Origin of the sequence: Microcystis sp. (assembly GCF_048564745.1) — a bacterium.
In the GTDB taxonomy this organism is placed as follows: Bacteria; Cyanobacteriota; Cyanobacteriia; order Cyanobacteriales; family Microcystaceae; genus Microcystis; species Microcystis ichthyoblabe_A.
The window spans coordinates 1-16,544 of the sequence record NZ_JBLZRT010000005.1 but is presented as its reverse complement, the minus strand read 5'-3'; the positions used below and the strand labels follow the sequence as shown (position 1 = coordinate 16,544).

21 protein-coding genes and 1 pseudogene are annotated in these 16,544 nt (G+C 38.2%); 13 read left to right on the top strand and 9 right to left on the bottom strand.

Annotated elements, in window-relative coordinates:
* Window positions 1-57 precede the first annotated feature (57 nt).
* On the bottom strand, window positions 58-996 hold the full coding sequence (locus tag ACOCD9_RS00545; protein ID WP_159294869.1) for a DNA-methyltransferase: 939 nt from the start codon (window positions 994-996) through the stop codon (window positions 58-60).
* On the bottom strand, window positions 993-1,559 hold the full coding sequence (locus tag ACOCD9_RS00540; protein ID WP_419546134.1) for a restriction endonuclease: 567 nt from the start codon (window positions 1,557-1,559) through the stop codon (window positions 993-995). The genes ACOCD9_RS00545 and ACOCD9_RS00540 overlap by 4 nt, the downstream gene beginning before the upstream one ends.
* A gap of 225 nt (window positions 1,560-1,784) precedes the next feature.
* Between ACOCD9_RS00540 and pheT the strand changes: the two genes are divergently transcribed.
* The gene (gene pheT / locus ACOCD9_RS00535; RefSeq protein WP_419546133.1) at window positions 1,785-4,220 is read left to right on the top strand and encodes a phenylalanine--tRNA ligase subunit beta; all 2,436 of its coding nucleotides are present in this window, start codon (window positions 1,785-1,787) and stop codon (window positions 4,218-4,220) included.
* 370 nt (window positions 4,221-4,590) lie between these two features.
* On the opposite strand, the gene ACOCD9_RS00530 is transcribed toward pheT, so the two are convergent.
* On the bottom strand, window positions 4,591-5,925 hold the full coding sequence (locus tag ACOCD9_RS00530; RefSeq protein WP_419546132.1) for an ATP-binding protein: 1,335 nt from the start codon (window positions 5,923-5,925) through the stop codon (window positions 4,591-4,593).
* A 246-nt stretch (window positions 5,926-6,171) separates the two neighbouring features.
* On the opposite strand from ACOCD9_RS00530, the gene ACOCD9_RS00525 reads away from it, so the two are divergent.
* The 4 genes from ACOCD9_RS00525 (at window position 6,172) to ACOCD9_RS00510 (ending at window position 7,681) form a co-directional block, all read left to right on the top strand.
* Window positions 6,172-6,357 carry a hypothetical protein gene (locus ACOCD9_RS00525; RefSeq protein ID WP_002754073.1) on the top strand — a complete coding sequence of 62 codons (186 nt, stop codon included), beginning with the start codon at window positions 6,172-6,174 and terminating at the stop codon, window positions 6,355-6,357.
* Between the two features lie 10 nt (window positions 6,358-6,367).
* On the top strand, window positions 6,368-6,607 hold the full coding sequence (locus tag ACOCD9_RS00520; protein WP_036402430.1) for a hypothetical protein: 240 nt from the start codon (window positions 6,368-6,370) through the stop codon (window positions 6,605-6,607).
* A 6-nt stretch (window positions 6,608-6,613) separates the two neighbouring features.
* Window positions 6,614-7,069 (top strand): hypothetical protein, encoded by a 456-nt coding sequence (locus ACOCD9_RS00515; protein WP_419546131.1) that lies wholly within the window; start codon window positions 6,614-6,616, stop codon window positions 7,067-7,069.
* A 282-nt stretch (window positions 7,070-7,351) separates the two neighbouring features.
* Window positions 7,352-7,681, top strand: a complete 330-nt coding sequence (locus ACOCD9_RS00510; RefSeq protein ID WP_419546130.1) for a hypothetical protein — start codon at window positions 7,352-7,354, stop codon at window positions 7,679-7,681.
* 576 nt (window positions 7,682-8,257) lie between these two features.
* Here the strand turns inward: ACOCD9_RS00510 and ACOCD9_RS00505 are convergent.
* Entirely contained in the window at window positions 8,258-8,593 is a 336-nt protein-coding gene (locus ACOCD9_RS00505; protein WP_002790889.1) for a DUF5615 family PIN-like protein, read from the bottom strand.
* A complete protein-coding gene (locus tag ACOCD9_RS00500) occupies window positions 8,577-8,900 on the bottom strand; it encodes a DUF433 domain-containing protein (RefSeq protein WP_002790887.1) in 324 nt (107 codons plus the stop codon). The genes ACOCD9_RS00505 and ACOCD9_RS00500 overlap by 17 nt, the downstream gene beginning before the upstream one ends.
* A gap of 270 nt (window positions 8,901-9,170) precedes the next feature.
* Here ACOCD9_RS00500 and ACOCD9_RS00495 point away from each other — a divergent pair, with 270 nt between their 5' ends.
* Both ACOCD9_RS00495 and ACOCD9_RS00490 read left to right on the top strand, forming a co-directional pair.
* Complete coding sequence (locus ACOCD9_RS00495) at window positions 9,171-9,410, top strand: UPF0175 family protein (protein ID WP_002736878.1); 240 nt, start codon at window positions 9,171-9,173, stop codon at window positions 9,408-9,410.
* Between the two features lie 5 nt (window positions 9,411-9,415).
* Entirely contained in the window at window positions 9,416-9,898 is a 483-nt protein-coding gene (locus ACOCD9_RS00490; protein WP_288138598.1) for a DUF3368 domain-containing protein, read from the top strand.
* A 218-nt stretch (window positions 9,899-10,116) separates the two neighbouring features.
* Here the strand turns inward: ACOCD9_RS00490 and ACOCD9_RS00485 are convergent, their stop codons facing one another.
* Window positions 10,117-10,581: a hypothetical protein gene (locus tag ACOCD9_RS00485; RefSeq protein WP_419546129.1), complete on the bottom strand. Its 465-nt coding sequence runs from the start codon at window positions 10,579-10,581 to the stop codon at window positions 10,117-10,119.
* A gap of 208 nt (window positions 10,582-10,789) precedes the next feature.
* Here ACOCD9_RS00485 and ACOCD9_RS00480 point away from each other — a divergent pair, with 208 nt between their 5' ends.
* The 6 genes from ACOCD9_RS00480 (at window position 10,790) to ACOCD9_RS00455 (ending at window position 12,858) form a co-directional block, all read left to right on the top strand.
* The gene (locus ACOCD9_RS00480) at window positions 10,790-11,038 is read left to right on the top strand and encodes a DUF433 domain-containing protein (protein ID WP_002735373.1); all 249 of its coding nucleotides are present in this window, start codon (window positions 10,790-10,792) and stop codon (window positions 11,036-11,038) included.
* A complete protein-coding gene (locus tag ACOCD9_RS00475) occupies window positions 11,022-11,354 on the top strand; it encodes a DUF5615 family PIN-like protein (protein ID WP_149978814.1) in 333 nt (110 codons plus the stop codon). Before ACOCD9_RS00480 ends, ACOCD9_RS00475 begins: the two co-directional genes overlap by 17 nt.
* A gap of 203 nt (window positions 11,355-11,557) precedes the next feature.
* Complete coding sequence (locus ACOCD9_RS00470; protein WP_002737641.1) at window positions 11,558-11,821, top strand: type II toxin-antitoxin system HicB family antitoxin; 264 nt, start codon at window positions 11,558-11,560, stop codon at window positions 11,819-11,821.
* Window positions 11,814-12,053 carry a type II toxin-antitoxin system HicA family toxin gene (locus tag ACOCD9_RS00465; protein ID WP_002798208.1) on the top strand — a complete coding sequence of 80 codons (240 nt, stop codon included), beginning with the start codon at window positions 11,814-11,816 and terminating at the stop codon, window positions 12,051-12,053. The genes ACOCD9_RS00470 and ACOCD9_RS00465 overlap by 8 nt, the downstream gene beginning before the upstream one ends.
* Window positions 12,054-12,447: 394 nt before the next feature.
* Window positions 12,448-12,708 (top strand): hypothetical protein, encoded by a 261-nt coding sequence (locus ACOCD9_RS00460; RefSeq protein ID WP_287704329.1) that lies wholly within the window; start codon window positions 12,448-12,450, stop codon window positions 12,706-12,708.
* Window positions 12,709-12,711: 3 nt separating this feature from the next.
* The gene (locus ACOCD9_RS00455) at window positions 12,712-12,858 is read left to right on the top strand and encodes a hypothetical protein (protein WP_002747325.1); all 147 of its coding nucleotides are present in this window, start codon (window positions 12,712-12,714) and stop codon (window positions 12,856-12,858) included.
* Here the strand turns inward: ACOCD9_RS00455 and ACOCD9_RS00450 are convergent.
* From ACOCD9_RS00450 to ACOCD9_RS00440, 3 genes and pseudogenes are all read right to left on the bottom strand, one after another.
* Window positions 12,791-13,482 (bottom strand): annotated as a pseudogene (locus tag ACOCD9_RS00450) (AAA family ATPase); the annotation flags it as partial. The gene ACOCD9_RS00455 and the pseudogene ACOCD9_RS00450 overlap by 68 nt on opposite strands.
* 70 nt (window positions 13,483-13,552) lie before the next feature.
* Window positions 13,553-16,177, bottom strand: a complete 2,625-nt coding sequence (alaS, locus tag ACOCD9_RS00445) for an alanine--tRNA ligase (protein ID WP_419546128.1) — start codon at window positions 16,175-16,177, stop codon at window positions 13,553-13,555.
* A 71-nt stretch (window positions 16,178-16,248) separates the two neighbouring features.
* Window positions 16,249-16,544: Rpn family recombination-promoting nuclease/putative transposase (locus tag ACOCD9_RS00440; RefSeq protein ID WP_419546127.1), on the bottom strand; the 296-nt coding region annotated here is incomplete at its 5' end.

Sequence of the window (16,544 nt, the reverse complement as noted above, 5' to 3'; positions counted from 1 at the left end):
TTTATTGTCGAGCCGATTTTCTACCGTAGCGGTTGTTATTGTTAACTTTTTGATTGACTAATCAAATACCTCAAATTCCTGGCCGATCTTGCCAAAATATTCCCCCAAACGTTGTTGAATGATATTAATATACTGATCTTCAATTTCAATACCAATAGTCTGATAACCTAATTCTAGAGCGGCAATTAAAGTTGTACCCGTTCCAGCAAAAGGATCTAGAACTATATGACTGTTATCCTGTGGTAGAAATAACTCGAGCAGTTTTCTAATCAATGATAAAGGTTTAATCGTACAATGCTCATCAAAATTTTCATCCCGTCCTTTAGAAAAGCCCTCTAAAATATTGGATTGAAAAGAGCCGTCACTTAGTATAGCTTTGAAGGGACCTAATCCAGTCATTTGTATAGTTTCAATATAATTGTTTTTTAGAGGCTTCTGCACAATAACTATAGCTTCCCATTCATTTCTCAGGCAAGTATGCCAACCTTGCCATTGTTTGGCATTAGTATCACCAATTTTGTCAAGTTTTTTCTCAATATTTAATCCTTTGGGAATGCCTGAATGTCGTCTATAAACCAGCACATCTCTAGCATAAAAACCGGCATTTTCAAGAGCAATCTGAATATGAGCTAGTGTTCTTGTGCTACTAAAAACAGCGACAACAGCCCCCCTTTTACAAACACGCATTAGTTCCTTTGACCAATCTGTTGCCCATTCAATATAATTGACCACATTTTCGCGATTGCGTTGATACCAACGCTCATTGCGAACCCCACCAGCTAACCCACTTCCATAGGGAATATTTTTTACCAGTGTGGAACTGTTTTGAATGCGTTCTCTGCGTCTTTGGATTTCATCATGATCCCAATTTCTGCCAATGAACTCATAATTATAGGGTGGATCTGTGATCACACAAGATATACTAGATTCTTCTAGTAAAGTGAGAAGTTCTCTACAATCACCGTGCAGAAGTTGCCATCTTTTTGAGATATTCATCGGGCAATATAAAACTCCTGTGTTTCAGAAAATTTATCAAAAGCTTTCAGCAAATCGAACCCACTGCGATCAAGTATATAATCAAAACTTTGTTGGCTCTGCAAAACGATCCAGCCACCCAGATTACAAGCTTTAATCGCTGCTGGTAAGTTATCCTCTCGCACAATCAGTAAAATAGGTCTAAGTCCTCTTTCCTGTAATAGTTTTCCATACTGTTTAAACTTTTTAAGTGTGCCAGAATCTCCTGAACCAATTCTATATTTAGTATCAATGGCATCTCTACCTAAAATGCAGTCACAGGGTTCATCATCTGCAATCTTTAAAGCCGGTTGATAATCTAAACAATTAGCCTTAAAAACTTCTGTCACCAGACGTTGCCAACACATTCCTAGTTCCCTGCCCCAATACTGACGATTTTCCCTTTTTAAACTAGGAGTAATTCCAAATACCCTCATAAGCGGATCATAATCATCATTTTCTTCTCCATAGATTTTGTCACTAAAAGAACTTTGGTATTGTTTCAAAATTCCGTTGAGTAGGTTTTCTATTTGATCGGGTGGCATAAATAATCCTTTTTGATATAGATAGCTAACTACTGATTATCTCCCCAAATTATCGGTAATCTGTTCAAAGATAATATCACCCCTGGCCAAGGAAAATGATCGGTTATTTACACAGTCGTTCCATCCTCCCCCTAACATTTTAACAGCCGATCGGCCCTAATCTCTAAATCATTGACTACCCACGGTTTACAATAGTTAAGAACCAACGGCAAGCAAGAATTAACGATGCGGATTTCGATCAACTGGTTACGAGAATTAGTCAAAATTGTCCAATCTTCCCAAGAATTAGCCGAATTATTGACAATTGCGGGAATAGAAGTGGAAGAGATCGAGGATCGCCGAGAATGGGCAAAGGGTGTGGTTATTGGTAAAATTATCGATCGCCAACCCCATCCCAATGCAGATAAACTAAGTGTCTGTCAGGTGGATATCGGTCAGGAAAATCTTAGTACAATTGTCTGTGGTGCGCCCAATGCTAGGGCTGATATTCTAGTTCCCGTGGCTACTTTGGGAACTCATTTACCAAAAATCAATTTAACGATTAAACCGGCTAAATTGCGCGGGGTAAAATCGGAAGGGATGATCTGTTCCCTCGCAGAATTAGGATTAACTAAAGATTCTGAAGGAATCCACATTTTTAGCCAGGAAAATCTCCCTTTAGGTACAGATGTTCGTCCCCTTTTGGGACTCGATGAGGTGATTTTAGATATTTCTCCCACCGCTAACCGTGCCGATGCTTTGAGTATGATCGGAGTTGCGCGAGAAGTAGCGGCTTTGACAGGAGGAGAATTAAGCCTACCAAAAGTCAAATTAGGAGAATTTTCCCCTAAAAAAGATTTAACGCTGGAAATATCAGAAAATAAAGCCTGTCCTGCCTATATTGGTACGGTGATCGAGGGGGTAAAAATTGGCCCATCTCCGCTATGGTTGCAACAGCGTTTACAGGCTGCCGGATTGCGATCGATCAATAATCTGGTCGATATTACTAATTATGTCCTCTTGGAGTGGGGACAACCCTTACACGCTTTCGATCGCGATCGTTTACAGAGTTTTGCCGGAGGTAAATCCGTTACTATTGGGGTCCGTTTTGCCGAGGAAGGGGAAAAAATTATTAGCCTTGATGGTCAGGAAAGAAGCTTAAAAGAGCTTAATTTATTAATTACTGCCAATAATAAGCCGGTAGCTTTAGCGGGGGTGATGGGAGGTCAAGATACGGAAGTTAACGAGGAAACCGTTAATCTTGTGCTAGAGTCGGCTTTATTCGATCCGATCGCTATCCGTCGTTCCTCAAAAGCGCAGGGTTTACGCAGCGAGTCTTCCGGACGCTATGAACGCGGTGTTAATCCCGCCGCTTTGGAATATGCTTGTCAAAGGGCGATCGATTTAATTCTAGAGTTAGCTGGGGGAACTGTCAGCAGTCAGGTTAAAGCTGATTATCGTGCCGATCAGTCCAGTCGTTCGATCGAATTGCGTTTAGAACGTTTGCAGCAGCTACTGGGTCAAGTTACCCTAGATAATGGTGCGATCGGTGAAATTCTCGCCGAAGATGTGGAGCGGATTTTAGGTAATTTGGGCTGTGAATTGCAGTTAACCTCGAAAAATCCTGTTCTGTGGACTGTGACAGTGCCAGACTACCGTTATCGGGATTTAGAACGGGAAATTGACTTAATTGAAGAAGTAGCGCGACTGTACGGATATGATCGCTTTGTCGATACTTTGCCGGCAAAAACCGCAGCCGGAGGATTGTCCTTTGAGGAAACTATACAGCGTCGGGTACGGGAAGCTTTTCGAGCAGTCGGTTTGACGGAATTAGTCCAGTATTCCCTAGTTAAACCGGAATTAGCGGAAGTTGTCCTCGCTAATCCCCTTTTTGTCGAGTATTCTGCTTTGCGGACTAATCTCCTCGACGGTTTAATCGAAGCGTTTGAGTATAATCAGTCTCAGGGTAACGGTTCCTTAAATGGCTTCGAGATCGGGCGAGTTTTCCGCTCAGAATCGGATAATATCAACGAATACGATGCAATTGCTGGTATTTTCGGCGGTGATTTCTTCCCGGCCGGACGTTGGCTGCGATCGGGTAAAGAGGTGGCCATGACTTGGTATGAAGCAAAAGGCATTTTAGAAGCAGTATTTGATCGCCTTTCGCTGACAGTAAGCTACGAAAAAGATGCCGAAGATGCGCGTTTTCATCCCGGACGAACAGCATCTTTATGGATTGGTAAACAACGACTAGGAATTTTTGGTCAACTACACCCGCAATTGCGTCAGCAAAAGGGATTAATTGAGGCAGTTTATGCCTTTGAAATCCAGTTCCCGATCCTGTTAGCAACTCTTAGCGATAGTGCCAAAATTACCCCGCGTTTACAGGTCTATTCTACCTATCCGGGGGCGGCACGAGATATCGCCTTCTTTGTTTCTACAGATATACCCGTAGATAGATTGACAAAAACTATCAAAAATGCTGGGGGAACTCTTTTAGAAAAAGTCGAATTATTCGATCGCTATCAGGGGCAGAATGTGCCAGAAAATCATTGTAGTTTGGCCTTTAGTTTAGTCTATCGTGCCAGCGATCGAACTTTAACCGATGAAGATGTGGAACCCTTAATGACAAAAGTGCGAGAAGCTTTAGTTAAACAGTTCCAAGTTTCTTTAAGAAGTTAAATTCAGCGATCAATTATCAGTTATCAGACATCGACTTTATAAGTAGGTAGGCGTTAAAAATTATCAGATGCCCCCCTTATCAAGGGAGATCCCCCCGCCTACCGGCACCCCCCTTATCAAGGGGGGCAGGGGGGATCAAACCCCCCTTATCAAGGGGGGCAGGGGGGATCAAACCCCCCTTATCAAGGGGGGCAGGGGGGATCGAACCTAAAATTCATTTTTAATTTAATTATAACCAGCCATTTATTATCTCAAGAATAATCTCACAGATCGCTATCAATATCGCTGATTGCCTCTAATTGTTACCAATCAGTTTAAGAGGTTGGAAGGGTTCTTTTTCAGACTCGATCTCCTCTAAGAAATATTACAATCAATCGCTTTTGATATACGCTTTAAAAATAGATGATAATTGAAATCGGTTTTGCTCCCTTTGAATTAAATAACGTTGTTGCAAGGATTGTAAACCATTGATTAAATCACTAGCAGATAAATCTAGGTTATTTTTTAACTCCTCTCTAGATAAAGGTTGATCAACTTTACTTAATTCTAAGGCGATTTGTTGAGCAAGGGGAGAACAGCGACCAAAAATTTGTTTTAAATGAGACTGCATTTTTTTAGTAATAACTAAGCTATTTTCTGCCAAGAAATCGTTAACCTTGCCATCAAAAACATCTTTAATCAAAACGGCAATATCAGTTAAATAAAAAGGATTACCTTCGTATAATTGAATTAATTCTAACCATCTTTCTTCATCTTGTAAACCTTTATTTTCAAGAAAATCAATCGCTTCAAATCCTGATAATTCTAAGCATTGAATAGGAGAATTTTCTTGATTAAGATAGTTCATTTCCGCCGATTTTTCTTGACTAATGAGAATAAAATGGCTCTGGTGTTGGATTTCTGCGATCAGTTTTAAAAAATGTTGATAACTACTATATTCAGGTTGATAATTACCCGCCATTTGACCAACAGCAAAAAGATTTTGAAAATCATCTAAGACGATTAAACATTTATGATTGCTTAGAACTTCTAACAATTGCTGGATTTTATTATCGGTGCTTTCTTTCGGTTCTTTTTGGCAAGTATTCAATAAATCATTTAGCCATAAATCTAAAGACTTAGGAAATTTTAAACTTTTCCAAATCACCACTTCAAATTGTTCTAAATTGAGATCAATAAATCTTTTAACTAGGGTGGTTTTTCCTATTCCCCATAATCCCAAAACAGCAATTAAGCGAGTATTTTGCTTAAACACCCAGTTCGAGATTGTTGCCAGTTCATTTTCTCGATCGTAAAAGTCAATAATTTGAGGAGCAAGGGTTAGATCATGATATGTCTGAGAATATTGAGAGTTTATCTCTCTATTTTTGTCATCTTTATTGAGTTGATTAAAAATCTGAGAGCAAAAATTAAAATTTTGATTTATTTCAACAATTTGTGATGATTTAATCTTCATTCTTTCTATGGTAGAACGAAAATTAGATTTTCTTATTTCTTCCCCAAAAGCATCCGATAAAAGCTTCCATAATTTAGCACCTTCCTCTCTAATATGAGTCTCACTGCGGTGATATTCGTTACCTATTTCTTGATAACTCTGTCCTTGCCAACTCCCTTCAAAAATAGCCTTCTGGATAGTATTTAGCGGCTTTTTATCTCGCTCAATAAGGCGTTCATCAATCAGTTGTAAGACTTCCGTGATATTCATACAATCGACACAGCAAAAGACTTTTGAGTATTATAGCCCAACTAAATCCCACTTTTTCCAATTTTCAGAAAAATTTACCCGACAAAACTCCCGATAAAATCCGATGTTTAGGGGTTGTCAGTTTTTGGAAGCGTTTGGCATAATGAAATGTACTTAAGCAAAACAGACCTAAAACTAACCACATCTAACTCAGCGACGCTAGTTCTAAGTATTATTGCTTATGTCTCAGTTTAACGTAGGTATTTTATGACGAAGTTCGTTTTAGACAAATATGCGCTCGATTCTAAAAAATCAGAAGCAAAGGCAAAAATCGTCGGTTCATTGGGTTCAAATGCCTCAATTTCAGGGGATCAGATAGAAGTCCCCAGTTATGACGCGAGTAAAGTGGTTCAGATTTTAAGTCAAGTTGGTATCAAGTATTCGGGGGGGTAGATTTGAAAATATGAAACCAAATTGGTTGTTACACAATTTAGAGACATCCCAAGCTTTTAGATTAACTCTTGAGATTGTCATCGCTCTTGTCTTGTTTTCTTGGCTACCTTTGGTATTCCAAATAATTGCTGGACTCATCGTCAGTGTAGTTTGTGAAATAATTTTTGCCAAGATTATCACTAGAAACCTCAAAAATAAGTTCTCTGGTGAAGCATTATCCCGAATTTTAAATAATTCACAAAAGAGGTAAATTGTTATGCCGATCGTAGAATCAGTTTTAATGGTCAAAGGAGCTATAGCTATTGCACACTGGTTAGCAGCACATGGTACAAGTGCAATGGCAGCAAAAGGAGGTGCTATGATTGCGAATAGTGTTGCGGTTAATGGGTTAGCTACTACCGCTACTACCGTTACGACAATTGCAACAACTTCGTCACTCGCTGTTGGATATGTTCTTTGGACTACGGACAGACTTAAACTTGTGGGAGACGGATTGCAAGCCATGTCTGATGGTGACATCAAAAAAATGGCAGGAAAATTTGCAAAATTAGCTCTCATGTTAGATATAGATTTTGAGTATTTACCTGATGCTATTGAAGACTTGCTCCATGAAAAATTTGACTATTCTTATGAAAATGCTCATAAGGTGGCACAGATAGTACACTCATATGAAAAGGAGATTAATAGAGAAATGAATAAACGTCGCAAATAACCTTTCATAGAAATCATGAAATTTCTTACTTATGTTGCTCTTGGCATTTTAATTACCTGTACTGTTGTCCTTCTTTTTGAATTTACGCAAAATCCATGGTTCATTGGGTTCAAATGCCTCAATTTCAGGGGATCAGATAGAAGTACCCAGTTATGACGCGAGTAAAGTGGTTCAGATTTTAAGTCAAGTTGGTATCAAGTATTCGGGGGGGGTAGGTAAAAGTGCCAGTTGGTATCCTTACAAGGAGTTATTTTTGAACATTCGTAATTGTGGGTATTAATCATGAAAACAAACGTAAAAACAATCTTTTCTATTCTCGTTCTCTCTTTATTTGTAGTTGATTTTGGAGTACAGGTTCCTAGTGCGTACTCACAGCCAAGATTCTTGACAGAAGGAATTGAGTATTTAATCAGATTTGCCTCAAAAAACCCTACAAAAATCAAGAAAGCTTATAGAATTGTTGCTGAGGGTGTGGCAGTAGTGAATACAATGAACGGAGCATACAGGATTTATGTTGACTGCCGACGGGGACTAGCGAGCAAAGAAATAACATACCTTCCCCAAGATCAACAAGTTAGCTTAGTAAGAGATATGTGTCGTAACTACTTTTGATATTATGCTCTCTAAGATCGTAAGCTAAACGGCGCTTAACCTGCATGATCCAATAGCTATAACTCTTTTGGAGTCTATATCGGTGATCCGAAGTAAAAGCCGTTTAGCTTATTCTGTCGCAATTACTTATCTCGTGGGTTGAGTTCACGAAATGCACCCTAAAGTTACATATCCTTATCTGGTCTTAATCATTCTTATCTCACAAGTCATTAAAATTCGATGTATAAAATAGTACTGACACCAAATATAATTTATAAAATACTGTAAAATTTAGTAAGCATGGTTAATTTAATTATTACGCTAGTGAGATTTATTATCGCTGTGATATTAACAATCTTTTTAGTCATTCTTTTTCCCCTTGAAATATTGATTCGATTGTTTTTTACAATCATTGTTTCGGTTTTTTCAAGAACAAGAGCACAAAGTGCGTGGGACGATTTTCCATTGGTATTTTCAGGACTTTCTTCATTGTGGCAATGGGTATCAGATTATGATTAATTTCTAAGATGCGATCGCTTTTCTGATCGGGTGCATTAACAGAGTATAATGCGCCTTATTTATTATTGTGTCTAATCTTTACAAAAACTCAATCTTTTTATACATATATTGAGGTTCTAAACATTCCCAAATTAAGACTAAATCACTGATAATTTTTCCAATTGGCTGACGTTGTTGGCGAGTGTAAATAATGCCACAATGTTCAATACCTGTAGAGGCCAAACTAAGAAAATCATCATCAAAAGTAAAAATGACTCGTTGTTGGGACAAAGCATAAGCTAGTTGTCTTTCATCAGATGCACCAATTAGACCCTCTTCTGGGGATGTTGTGACATCAACTCCCCGCATTCTCAAGCCGTTTGCAATAGCATTACTAACACTTTCATCCAGATGAAATTTAATCTTGACTGGCATTTTCACCCTGTAATATTTTCTCAATTAAAGATGGTTTGTTTCCTTGTAGTTGTTTAGCAAAAGTTTCTCCTGCTTCAATTTGTCGTCTAATTTCTTCTCGATTGTCATGGTAATAGGTCAAGGCCGCATAAACATCTGCTAGGGTAATAGTAGGATGGTGATAAATAATTTCATCTGGTGACATTCCCATTCTTTCATGCCAAATTACAATATCTTGAACTTTAATTCGATGTCCAGCAATACGAGGTTTTCCGCCACAGATACCAGAAGTGATTTCAATATGTTGTGAGATAACTAAAGATGACATAATTACTTGCCAATAAGATCAATCAATCCTTGTTATTATACCATTTTTTCCCAGTAAGGCAACATCAGTGCGATCTCGAAGATATTCGCAAAGCAGCACGCTGATTTTTTTAGGGTGCATTAACAAATTATAATGCGCCTTATTTGTTGTCTATTGATGAAGTGATCCAAAGACATTAATTCGAGGGATTGAGGTAAGGGCAGTTTGTTGGGTTGATTTTGCGTTAAAATTAAGTTAGATATGTCTTAATTGATGAAACTTAGCAAGACAATGAATACTTCGACCACTTTTCAAGAAATTGCCGCCGAAATACAATTATTTGATAATATTGAACAAAAAGAACAATTTATTTTTGTGGTGGGTGCTTTAGTTTCTCGCATCATCAGTCTTCATAAAGCCGCAGAAATCATGGAAATGGATACAGAAATGTTCTTGAAAATTTTAGAATTAATGGGAATCGATTTTTCTTATCTTACTACAGAAGACATAGATAGAGAAAAAAAATGGTAATCTCTATGAAAATTGTTTTCAATTCTTCCCCTTTAATCTTTTTGTCTCAGTTAGGATTTTTAGAAAAATCCCTAGATTCTAATGATAATTTTTATTTGCCTGCAACCGTACAACAAGAAATTAATGCCAAACAAGATCAATCTTCAGAGACTCTTAATAAGCTGATCAATCAACAGAAATTAATTATCCTAAATATTAAATTAATCTCTCTAGCAAATAGTTTAAATGAACGTTTAGGGAAAGGTGAATCTGATGCCATTACTTTAGGAATAGAATTACAAACTGATTATATCATCCTTGATGACTTTGCAGCAAGAAAAGAAGCACTACACTTAGGTTTAAATGCTAAAGGAACTTTAGCGATTATTCGTAAACTTCTCAAAGAAGGAAAGATAGAAATTGAAAATTTGGAGAGTTTTTATCAAAGACTTAGAGAAATTAACTTTAGAGTCAAGCGTGAGATATTTGAGAGCATTTTTGGAGACTGAGTGTGATACTGAAGGCACTGCGTAGCAGCACGCTTATTTTGTCGGGTGCATTAACAGAGTATAATGCGCCTTATTTCTTGTTATTGATAGATTCCCACCATAACTTTAAATCACTTTCATTAATCTTTTTTTGAAGATATTCAATCTGATCTGAATAGCTGAGATTTTTCATGTCTTCAGCCATTTTTTCTTGACTGGTTTGTTTAAAAGCTAAACAGTCAAAACTTTTTTAAATTGTCGTTGGCTTCATCAATTGTTACCTCTAAAGGAGAAATAATAGTCAAAATCCCGTAGCCATTGAGTAAATTAATTTGATTATAGCCTTTCATTTTATCTAGGCGCACAATATGTTTAAAATTCCATGATATGATTGCATCCGCTACATGATTAGCATCATTAATAGACTTTGATGTAACAACTCCTTCATTGATATAAGCATCCCTTAACTGTAAAACTTCAGGTGTTATCTTAACTATTTCAATAACTCTCTGCGGAATCGATAATAAAATATCTTTAACCGCTTGGGAGGCATTAATTAATTCGCTAACAATGATATCACTCATTAACAAAATAAACTTTTCTTGCTTAATGGCTTCCATCAATTGATTGGACTCTAAGGAAAATTCATCATCTAAACAGAATCCAATGACTGATGTATCAAGATAAACTCTAAGTTTTTTCATAAATGATAGAAAAAGTTTTCTGATCTTAGTTTAACATCAAAAGTGCGATCGCCGCTCTTTTAGAGTGGATTAAGGTAGTGTAATGCAGCTTATTGATAATAGAATTTTTGAAACCTAAAAGTCGAGGGTTTTGGTTTTAAGATTTATCAAGCTTAAAGTACAATTAACATTAAGCTATAATAATCATTAGTCAACAACAATTATTACTATGTCTTTTGCAGCTAAATATCGAGATCGGATTGTGATTAACCCAGACATTCGCAGTGGCAAACCTTGCATTGTCAATACTCGTATTGCAGTAGCAGATATTTTTGATTATCTAGGAGGAGGGATGACTATTGAAGAAATATTAGATGATTTCCCCGATCTTACCTTAGAAGATATACAAGCCTGTTTTGCATTTGCCGCCGAGCGGGATCGTCGTTTAATGGTTATTCCCTATGAAACTGCTATTTGACGAAAATTTATCACCTAAACTACCTCTGTTACTGGTATCACATTTTCCCGATAGCGCTCATGTTAGAGATTGTAGCCTAAAAGGGTTTCCCGATCAAAGGATTTGGGAATATGCGCGTATCAATGGATTTATAATTGTCTCGAAAGATGCTGATTTTTATCAACGGAGTTTGTTGTATGGGCAACCTCCAAAGTTCATCTGGTTGAGGATTGTAAATTGTACCACTCATCATCTAATCAGTTTTATTTTAAAACATAAACAAGCTATTAAGAGATTTAGCGATAATTCTACCGAGTCTGTTTTAGTAATTACATAATCATATATTATCCTAAGCGATCGCTTTTCTGATCGGGTGCATTAACAAAGTATAATGCACTTTATTTATTGTTTATTGATGAAATGATCCAAAGACGTTAATTTAAAAGATTGAGGCAAGGCAGTTTGTTGGGTTGGTCTTGTGTTAAAATTAAGCTGGAGTAAATTCTAATCCCTGATTAAAATTTCAACGGAACAATCACCATGAACTTTTATACCGTTATTTTGAGAAAAAGTGCAGATTATTGGGTTTCATTATGTCTTGAAAATGGATTAGTTGGACAAGGAGAAACTCAGGAAAAAGCTATTGAGAAACTAAAAGAAGCGATTGAATCTTTTTGGGAGATTTATCATGATCAAGCCAATATATATACCAGTCCTATTCCTATAGACGAACTTCATGAATTTTTAACTGTGGGAGATTCTGAAACTCCCGAAACTTACGAACTCAGAAAAGTTTATGCCTAAAAATATTCCTTCTCTTAAACCCAAAGCACTAATCAAAATTCTTGAAAAAGGAGGCTGTCAATTTTATCGAGAAGGAAAAGGTGATCATCGTTTATATTGTAGAGTATTGTATAATCAACGTCGAATCGTTCCTATCGATATAGGTGCAAAAGAAATGTCCCCTGCTTATGTTTTACGAATTTTTAGACAATTTGGTTTTACAGATGAAGAAATAGAACATTTATTAAAATAGATGATTGAATGCGTTTTTTCAAACGAAGAAATTATCTATTCTAGTACACTTTATCTTAATTTTATTTCCAAAAGCTAAAATAAAGTGATAGCTACTTTTTTAAGGTACATTAACACAAGAGTAAAACCCTCGATTGCTTGTGATAAATTGATAATGATTAATTTTCACCCAGTCATCGCCGATAAATTAGCCTGCCTTAAAAACAGGTAAAGTGACTATCACCATTTTGCCTAATTTTTTCACTCTGGTAATGAACTTTTGATTATGAAATGATCCAAAGACGTTAATTTAAAAGATTGAGTTCAGGGGAGTTTGTTGGGTTGGTCTTGTGTTAAAATTGGGTTAGGGCTAGTCTGAATCATTTATCCTGTATCATTTAAGGGTGGAGAAAACTATGCTAAAAACCTTTAAAGCAATTTTGAAAAATAATACCCTTCAATGGCTTAATGAAACCCCTGAAATCAACTCCGAATATCCTGTTAATGTTTATATTACCTTACTAGAAGAAAATATTATTGGTGAAAATCGATCTAACGGTCAAAAAATGGCCAATGCTTTGAAAAAAATTGCTAATAATAATACTTTTACTGATGTTGATACCCAACAGTGGCAACAACAAAATTGGTGCGATCGCTCTCTTCCTAATCGGGATTAAATCATGTTATTAGATAGCAATATTATTATCTATGCCGCTCAATTGGAAAATGAGTTTCTCAGGGAGTTTATTGCAGAAAATTCTCCTTTCTTTTATTTCTCTCTATCTCATAAATGTACTGGTAGAAAACAGGAAAAAAGCTACGACTAGCGGGGATAAAAAAAGTATCTTGTATCGGAGACAAAAGCACTCTTATTATTGACGGAATAATTACTGATTCCTTGTATGGTTTAGCTCTCTCAAAAAAGTCCTGGGTATTTGATCAAATACTTTCTCAGGGATATTATTCTCTTTTATATTTATTGTTAGGCTACCTTGGTCTTTGTTAATCTGTAAATACTCCAGATCATTATTTCCTGCAACACGAACCAAAAAAGTTGTTTTAAATTTCGTCTCTTTAAATTCTTTGATATTTGCTTGAAAAACTAATTTATTGGAACCAATAATCGTTTCTTTAATACTAGCATCAAGATTATAGGTATTAACAACTTCTTTTTCAATAAACTGGGTAAATTTATTGAGAATTTCATCGATTAATTCTTGATTGATCGTAATTTTTTTAATAGGTTTTTCCGAGTCAATTACTAAAGAATCAATTTGGGTATTTTCAGAAAACTTTCTAATATTGTCATGATTAAAAATTGTCCATAAAAGCTGAGAAACTAGGGTTTTGCCACTATTATTGTAACCAATAAAAGTATAAAACTTCTTGGTTAAATCTATAGCTTGATTATTATTTCTAATTGATCCCAGATTCTTGATCAGTAGTTCCATATTATTTTTACCAATCACACCGAGAGGATAACTAATTTTTTAAAGGTGGACAAAATGTCCACCCTTAACACTATTGTAAACTGCTAGTTAACTGACTTTTGGCCTTAGCTAAAGCTTCGCTTAACTTACTAGCATCCCGTCCCCCAGCTTGAGCTAAATTGGGACGACCACCACCACCACCAGCGCAGATTTTAGCGATCGCACCGATAAATTTACCCGCTTGTAAACCCTTATCTTTAATCACCCGGGGACTAAAAGCGACCACTAAACTCACTTTATCAGCTGCGGGAGTCGAGGCCAAAATCACCGCCCCTTCCCCTAATTTTTGCTGTAGTCTTTCGGCTGCGGCCATCAAAGCATTAGCATCAATATCGCCCAAAGAAGCGACTAATAGCTTAAATTCGCCGATAGATTCAGCTTGAGATAGCAAAGCATCCGATTTATTTAGTGCTAACTCCTGTTTAACCGCTTCTAACTGCTTTTGTGTGCCTTTTAACTCCGATTGTAGGGCCGTAATGCGATCGGGAATTTCCAGAGGTTTGACCTTAAAGCGATCGCACAAATCCCGCACCACCTGATCCCGTTCATTCAAATAGGCTAACACGGCAGGGCCGGCCACCGCTTCGATGCGACGAATTCCTGCGGCGATTCCCGTCTCGGAGATGATTTTAAATAAACCGATCTCGGCGGTATTTTTAACGTGAGTTCCCCCGCATAATTCCATAGAAACGCTAGGAATATCGATAACTCGCACTTCTGAGCCGTATTTCTCGCCAAACATAGCAATAGCTCCCTTTTGCTTCGCTTCTTCCAATCCCATCACCGCTATCTCGGTTTCATGCGCTTCGGCAATCCAAGTGTTAATCTGTTCTTCCACCTGTTGCAATTCAGCGCTAGTCAGGGGACGAGGACAGTTAAAATCAAAACGGAGGCGCTCAAAACTGACGAGGGAACCTGCTTGGGAAATCCCCCCATCGACAAGCTTTTTCAGGGCCGATTGTAGCAGATGGGTGGCGGTATGATTAGCTTGAGCGCGACGACGACAGGAGCGATCAATCTGAGCATTAATTGTATCGCCGGTGGTGACAATTCCCCGCTCAATCCGACCAAAATGGATAAAAATCCCCGATTCTTTCTGCACATCCTCAACGCGGATAAGCAGATTATCGCCAGTTAAATAACCCTTATCACCGATTTGTCCACCCGATTCCGCGTAAAAAGGGGTTTTATCGAGAACTACCTGCACCTCAGTGCCTGCTGCGGCCGATTCCACCGTTTTACCAGCGACTAAAACCGCCGTTACTGTTGCGGTTGCTTGTAAATCCGTATAACCGAGAAATTCCGTCGGGTGAATATGTTCCGCCAGCTTATCTAAACTGCCCTGTACCGTCAAATCTATGGTTTCGTGGGCGGCTTTTGATCTTTGCTGCTGTTTTTTCATTTCCTGCTCGAAACCCGCCGTATCGACGCTTAAACCCTGCTCCTCAGCGATTTCTTGAGTGAGTTCGAGGGGAAAGCCATAGGTATCATAAAGGGTAAAGGCATCGACTCCCGAAATCTGGCTTTTTTCTTTTTCTAGAATCGATTCGAGCAGTTTCTCGCCTCTTTCTAGGGTTTCTAAAAATCTCGCTTCCTCTCGCTCTAATTCTGCCTTGATCACCGTTTCTCGTTCCCGAACATTGCCATAGACGGACTCGGAAAGAGCGATCGCCACTTCCGCCACTTTGGTGATAAATTGACCTTCAATACCGATCAAACGCCCGTGTCGTACTACTCTCCGAATCAGACGACGCAGGACGTAACCTCTGTCAGTATTCGATGCTGAGATACCATCCGCTATCATGTGTACTACCGAACGCACATGATCGCCGATGACTTTTAGGGAAACTTTCGTTTTTTCGTCCGCTTTCTGGTAGTCTATGGCTGCTAACCGGGCCGCTTCAGCGACAATCGGGAAAATTAGGTCAGTTTCGTAGTTATTGGCGACTTTTTGCAGGATTTGCGCCATCCGTTCCAAACCCATCCCCGTATCGATATTTTTATTGGCCAGGGGTGTCAGATTGCCATCCGCGTCGCGGTTATACTGCATGAAGACGAGGTTATAAAACTCGATAAAACGGCTATCATCCTCTAAATCGATGGTTTTATCCCCTAATTCCGGGTGAAAATCGTAGTAAATTTCCGAACAGGGACCACAGGGACCCGTGGGACCCGATACCCAAAAGTTATCCGCTTCGCCCATTTTTTGGATACGATGGGCAGGAATACCGATTTTATCGCGCCAGATAGCGAAAGCTTCCTCATCCTCTTTAAAGACACTAACGACTAATCTTTCGGGGGGAAGGTTAAAAACTTCTGTGGACAATTCCCAGGCCCAGGCGATCGCTTGTTCTTTAAAATAATCACCAAAGCTAAAATTGCCCAACATCTCGAAAAAAGTATGATGTCTGGCAGTCCGGCCGACATTTTCGATATCGTTGGTGCGAATACATTTTTGGGAAGTGGTAGCGCGGGGAAATTCCGGGGTCTTTTGTCCCAAGAAAATCGGTTTAAAAGGGAGCATTCCCGCAATAGTCAGCAAAACGGTGGGGTCTTCTGGGACTAGGGAGGCACTAGGGAGAATTTTATGGTTTCTGGCCGCAAAAAAGTCTAAAAATCGCTGGCGAATCTCGCTTCCGCTTAGGTGGTTACTCATAGAAGATGTCAGTTAGTCAGAAAATGCCTATTTTATCCATTGTGGCATTTTTGCGTTTTAACTCTCCACCTTTACTCTCGCACCGCTTGTCGGACCTGTTCTAAGTCTAAATCCAAAGCTTGAGCGATTTGTTCCACACTTAAACCCAAAGCAAGCAAACGGGGAATAGATTCTAGTTTTCCTTCTAGTTTTCCTTCTAGTTTTCCTTCCTGTCGTCCTTCCTGTCGTCCTTCCCGTTTAGTTGCTTCCTTCCATTCCTGATAGGTTTGAGATAAAGTCATAAACACCTCTCTATCCTCAGTTTCTAGGATGTTATTTATTTCCATATTAACCCGCCAACTAATCAATAATTCCAGCACATTTTCCC

Excerpts from the sequence above, each read along its gene's own strand:
- ACOCD9_RS00465 (WP_002798208.1), top strand. The coding sequence starts at position 11,814 with ATGCCTAAAAATATTCCTTCTCTTAAACCCAAAGCACTAATCAAAATT.
- ACOCD9_RS00495 (WP_002736878.1), top strand. The coding sequence starts at position 9,171 with ATGAATACTTCGACCACTTTTCAAGAAATTGCCGCCGAAATACAATTA.
- ACOCD9_RS00505 (WP_002790889.1), bottom strand. The coding sequence starts at position 8,593 with ATGCCAGTCAAGATTAAATTTCATCTGGATGAAAGTGTTAGTAATGCT.
- ACOCD9_RS00480 (WP_002735373.1), top strand. The coding sequence starts at position 10,790 with ATGTCTTTTGCAGCTAAATATCGAGATCGGATTGTGATTAACCCAGAC.
- ACOCD9_RS00545 (WP_159294869.1), bottom strand. The coding sequence starts at position 996 with ATGAATATCTCAAAAAGATGGCAACTTCTGCACGGTGATTGTAGAGAA.
- ACOCD9_RS00470 (WP_002737641.1), top strand. The coding sequence starts at position 11,558 with ATGAACTTTTATACCGTTATTTTGAGAAAAAGTGCAGATTATTGGGTT.
- ACOCD9_RS00485 (WP_419546129.1), bottom strand. The coding sequence starts at position 10,581 with ATGAAAAAACTTAGAGTTTATCTTGATACATCAGTCATTGGATTCTGT.
- ACOCD9_RS00500 (WP_002790887.1), bottom strand. The coding sequence starts at position 8,900 with ATGTCATCTTTAGTTATCTCACAACATATTGAAATCACTTCTGGTATC.
- pheT (WP_419546133.1), top strand. The coding sequence starts at position 1,785 with ATGCGGATTTCGATCAACTGGTTACGAGAATTAGTCAAAATTGTCCAA.
- ACOCD9_RS00510 (WP_419546130.1), top strand. The coding sequence starts at position 7,352 with ATGAAAACAAACGTAAAAACAATCTTTTCTATTCTCGTTCTCTCTTTA.
- ACOCD9_RS00455 (WP_002747325.1), top strand. The coding sequence starts at position 12,712 with ATGTTATTAGATAGCAATATTATTATCTATGCCGCTCAATTGGAAAAT.
- ACOCD9_RS00540 (WP_419546134.1), bottom strand. The coding sequence starts at position 1,559 with ATGCCACCCGATCAAATAGAAAACCTACTCAACGGAATTTTGAAACAA.
- ACOCD9_RS00475 (WP_149978814.1), top strand. The coding sequence starts at position 11,022 with ATGAAACTGCTATTTGACGAAAATTTATCACCTAAACTACCTCTGTTA.
- ACOCD9_RS00460 (WP_287704329.1), top strand. The coding sequence starts at position 12,448 with ATGCTAAAAACCTTTAAAGCAATTTTGAAAAATAATACCCTTCAATGG.
- ACOCD9_RS00515 (WP_419546131.1), top strand. The coding sequence starts at position 6,614 with ATGCCGATCGTAGAATCAGTTTTAATGGTCAAAGGAGCTATAGCTATT.
- alaS (WP_419546128.1), bottom strand. The coding sequence starts at position 16,177 with ATGAGTAACCACCTAAGCGGAAGCGAGATTCGCCAGCGATTTTTAGAC.
- ACOCD9_RS00520 (WP_036402430.1), top strand. The coding sequence starts at position 6,368 with ATGAAACCAAATTGGTTGTTACACAATTTAGAGACATCCCAAGCTTTT.
- ACOCD9_RS00525 (WP_002754073.1), top strand. The coding sequence starts at position 6,172 with ATGACGAAGTTCGTTTTAGACAAATATGCGCTCGATTCTAAAAAATCA.
- ACOCD9_RS00490 (WP_288138598.1), top strand. The coding sequence starts at position 9,416 with ATGAAAATTGTTTTCAATTCTTCCCCTTTAATCTTTTTGTCTCAGTTA.
- ACOCD9_RS00530 (WP_419546132.1), bottom strand. The coding sequence starts at position 5,925 with ATGAATATCACGGAAGTCTTACAACTGATTGATGAACGCCTTATTGAG.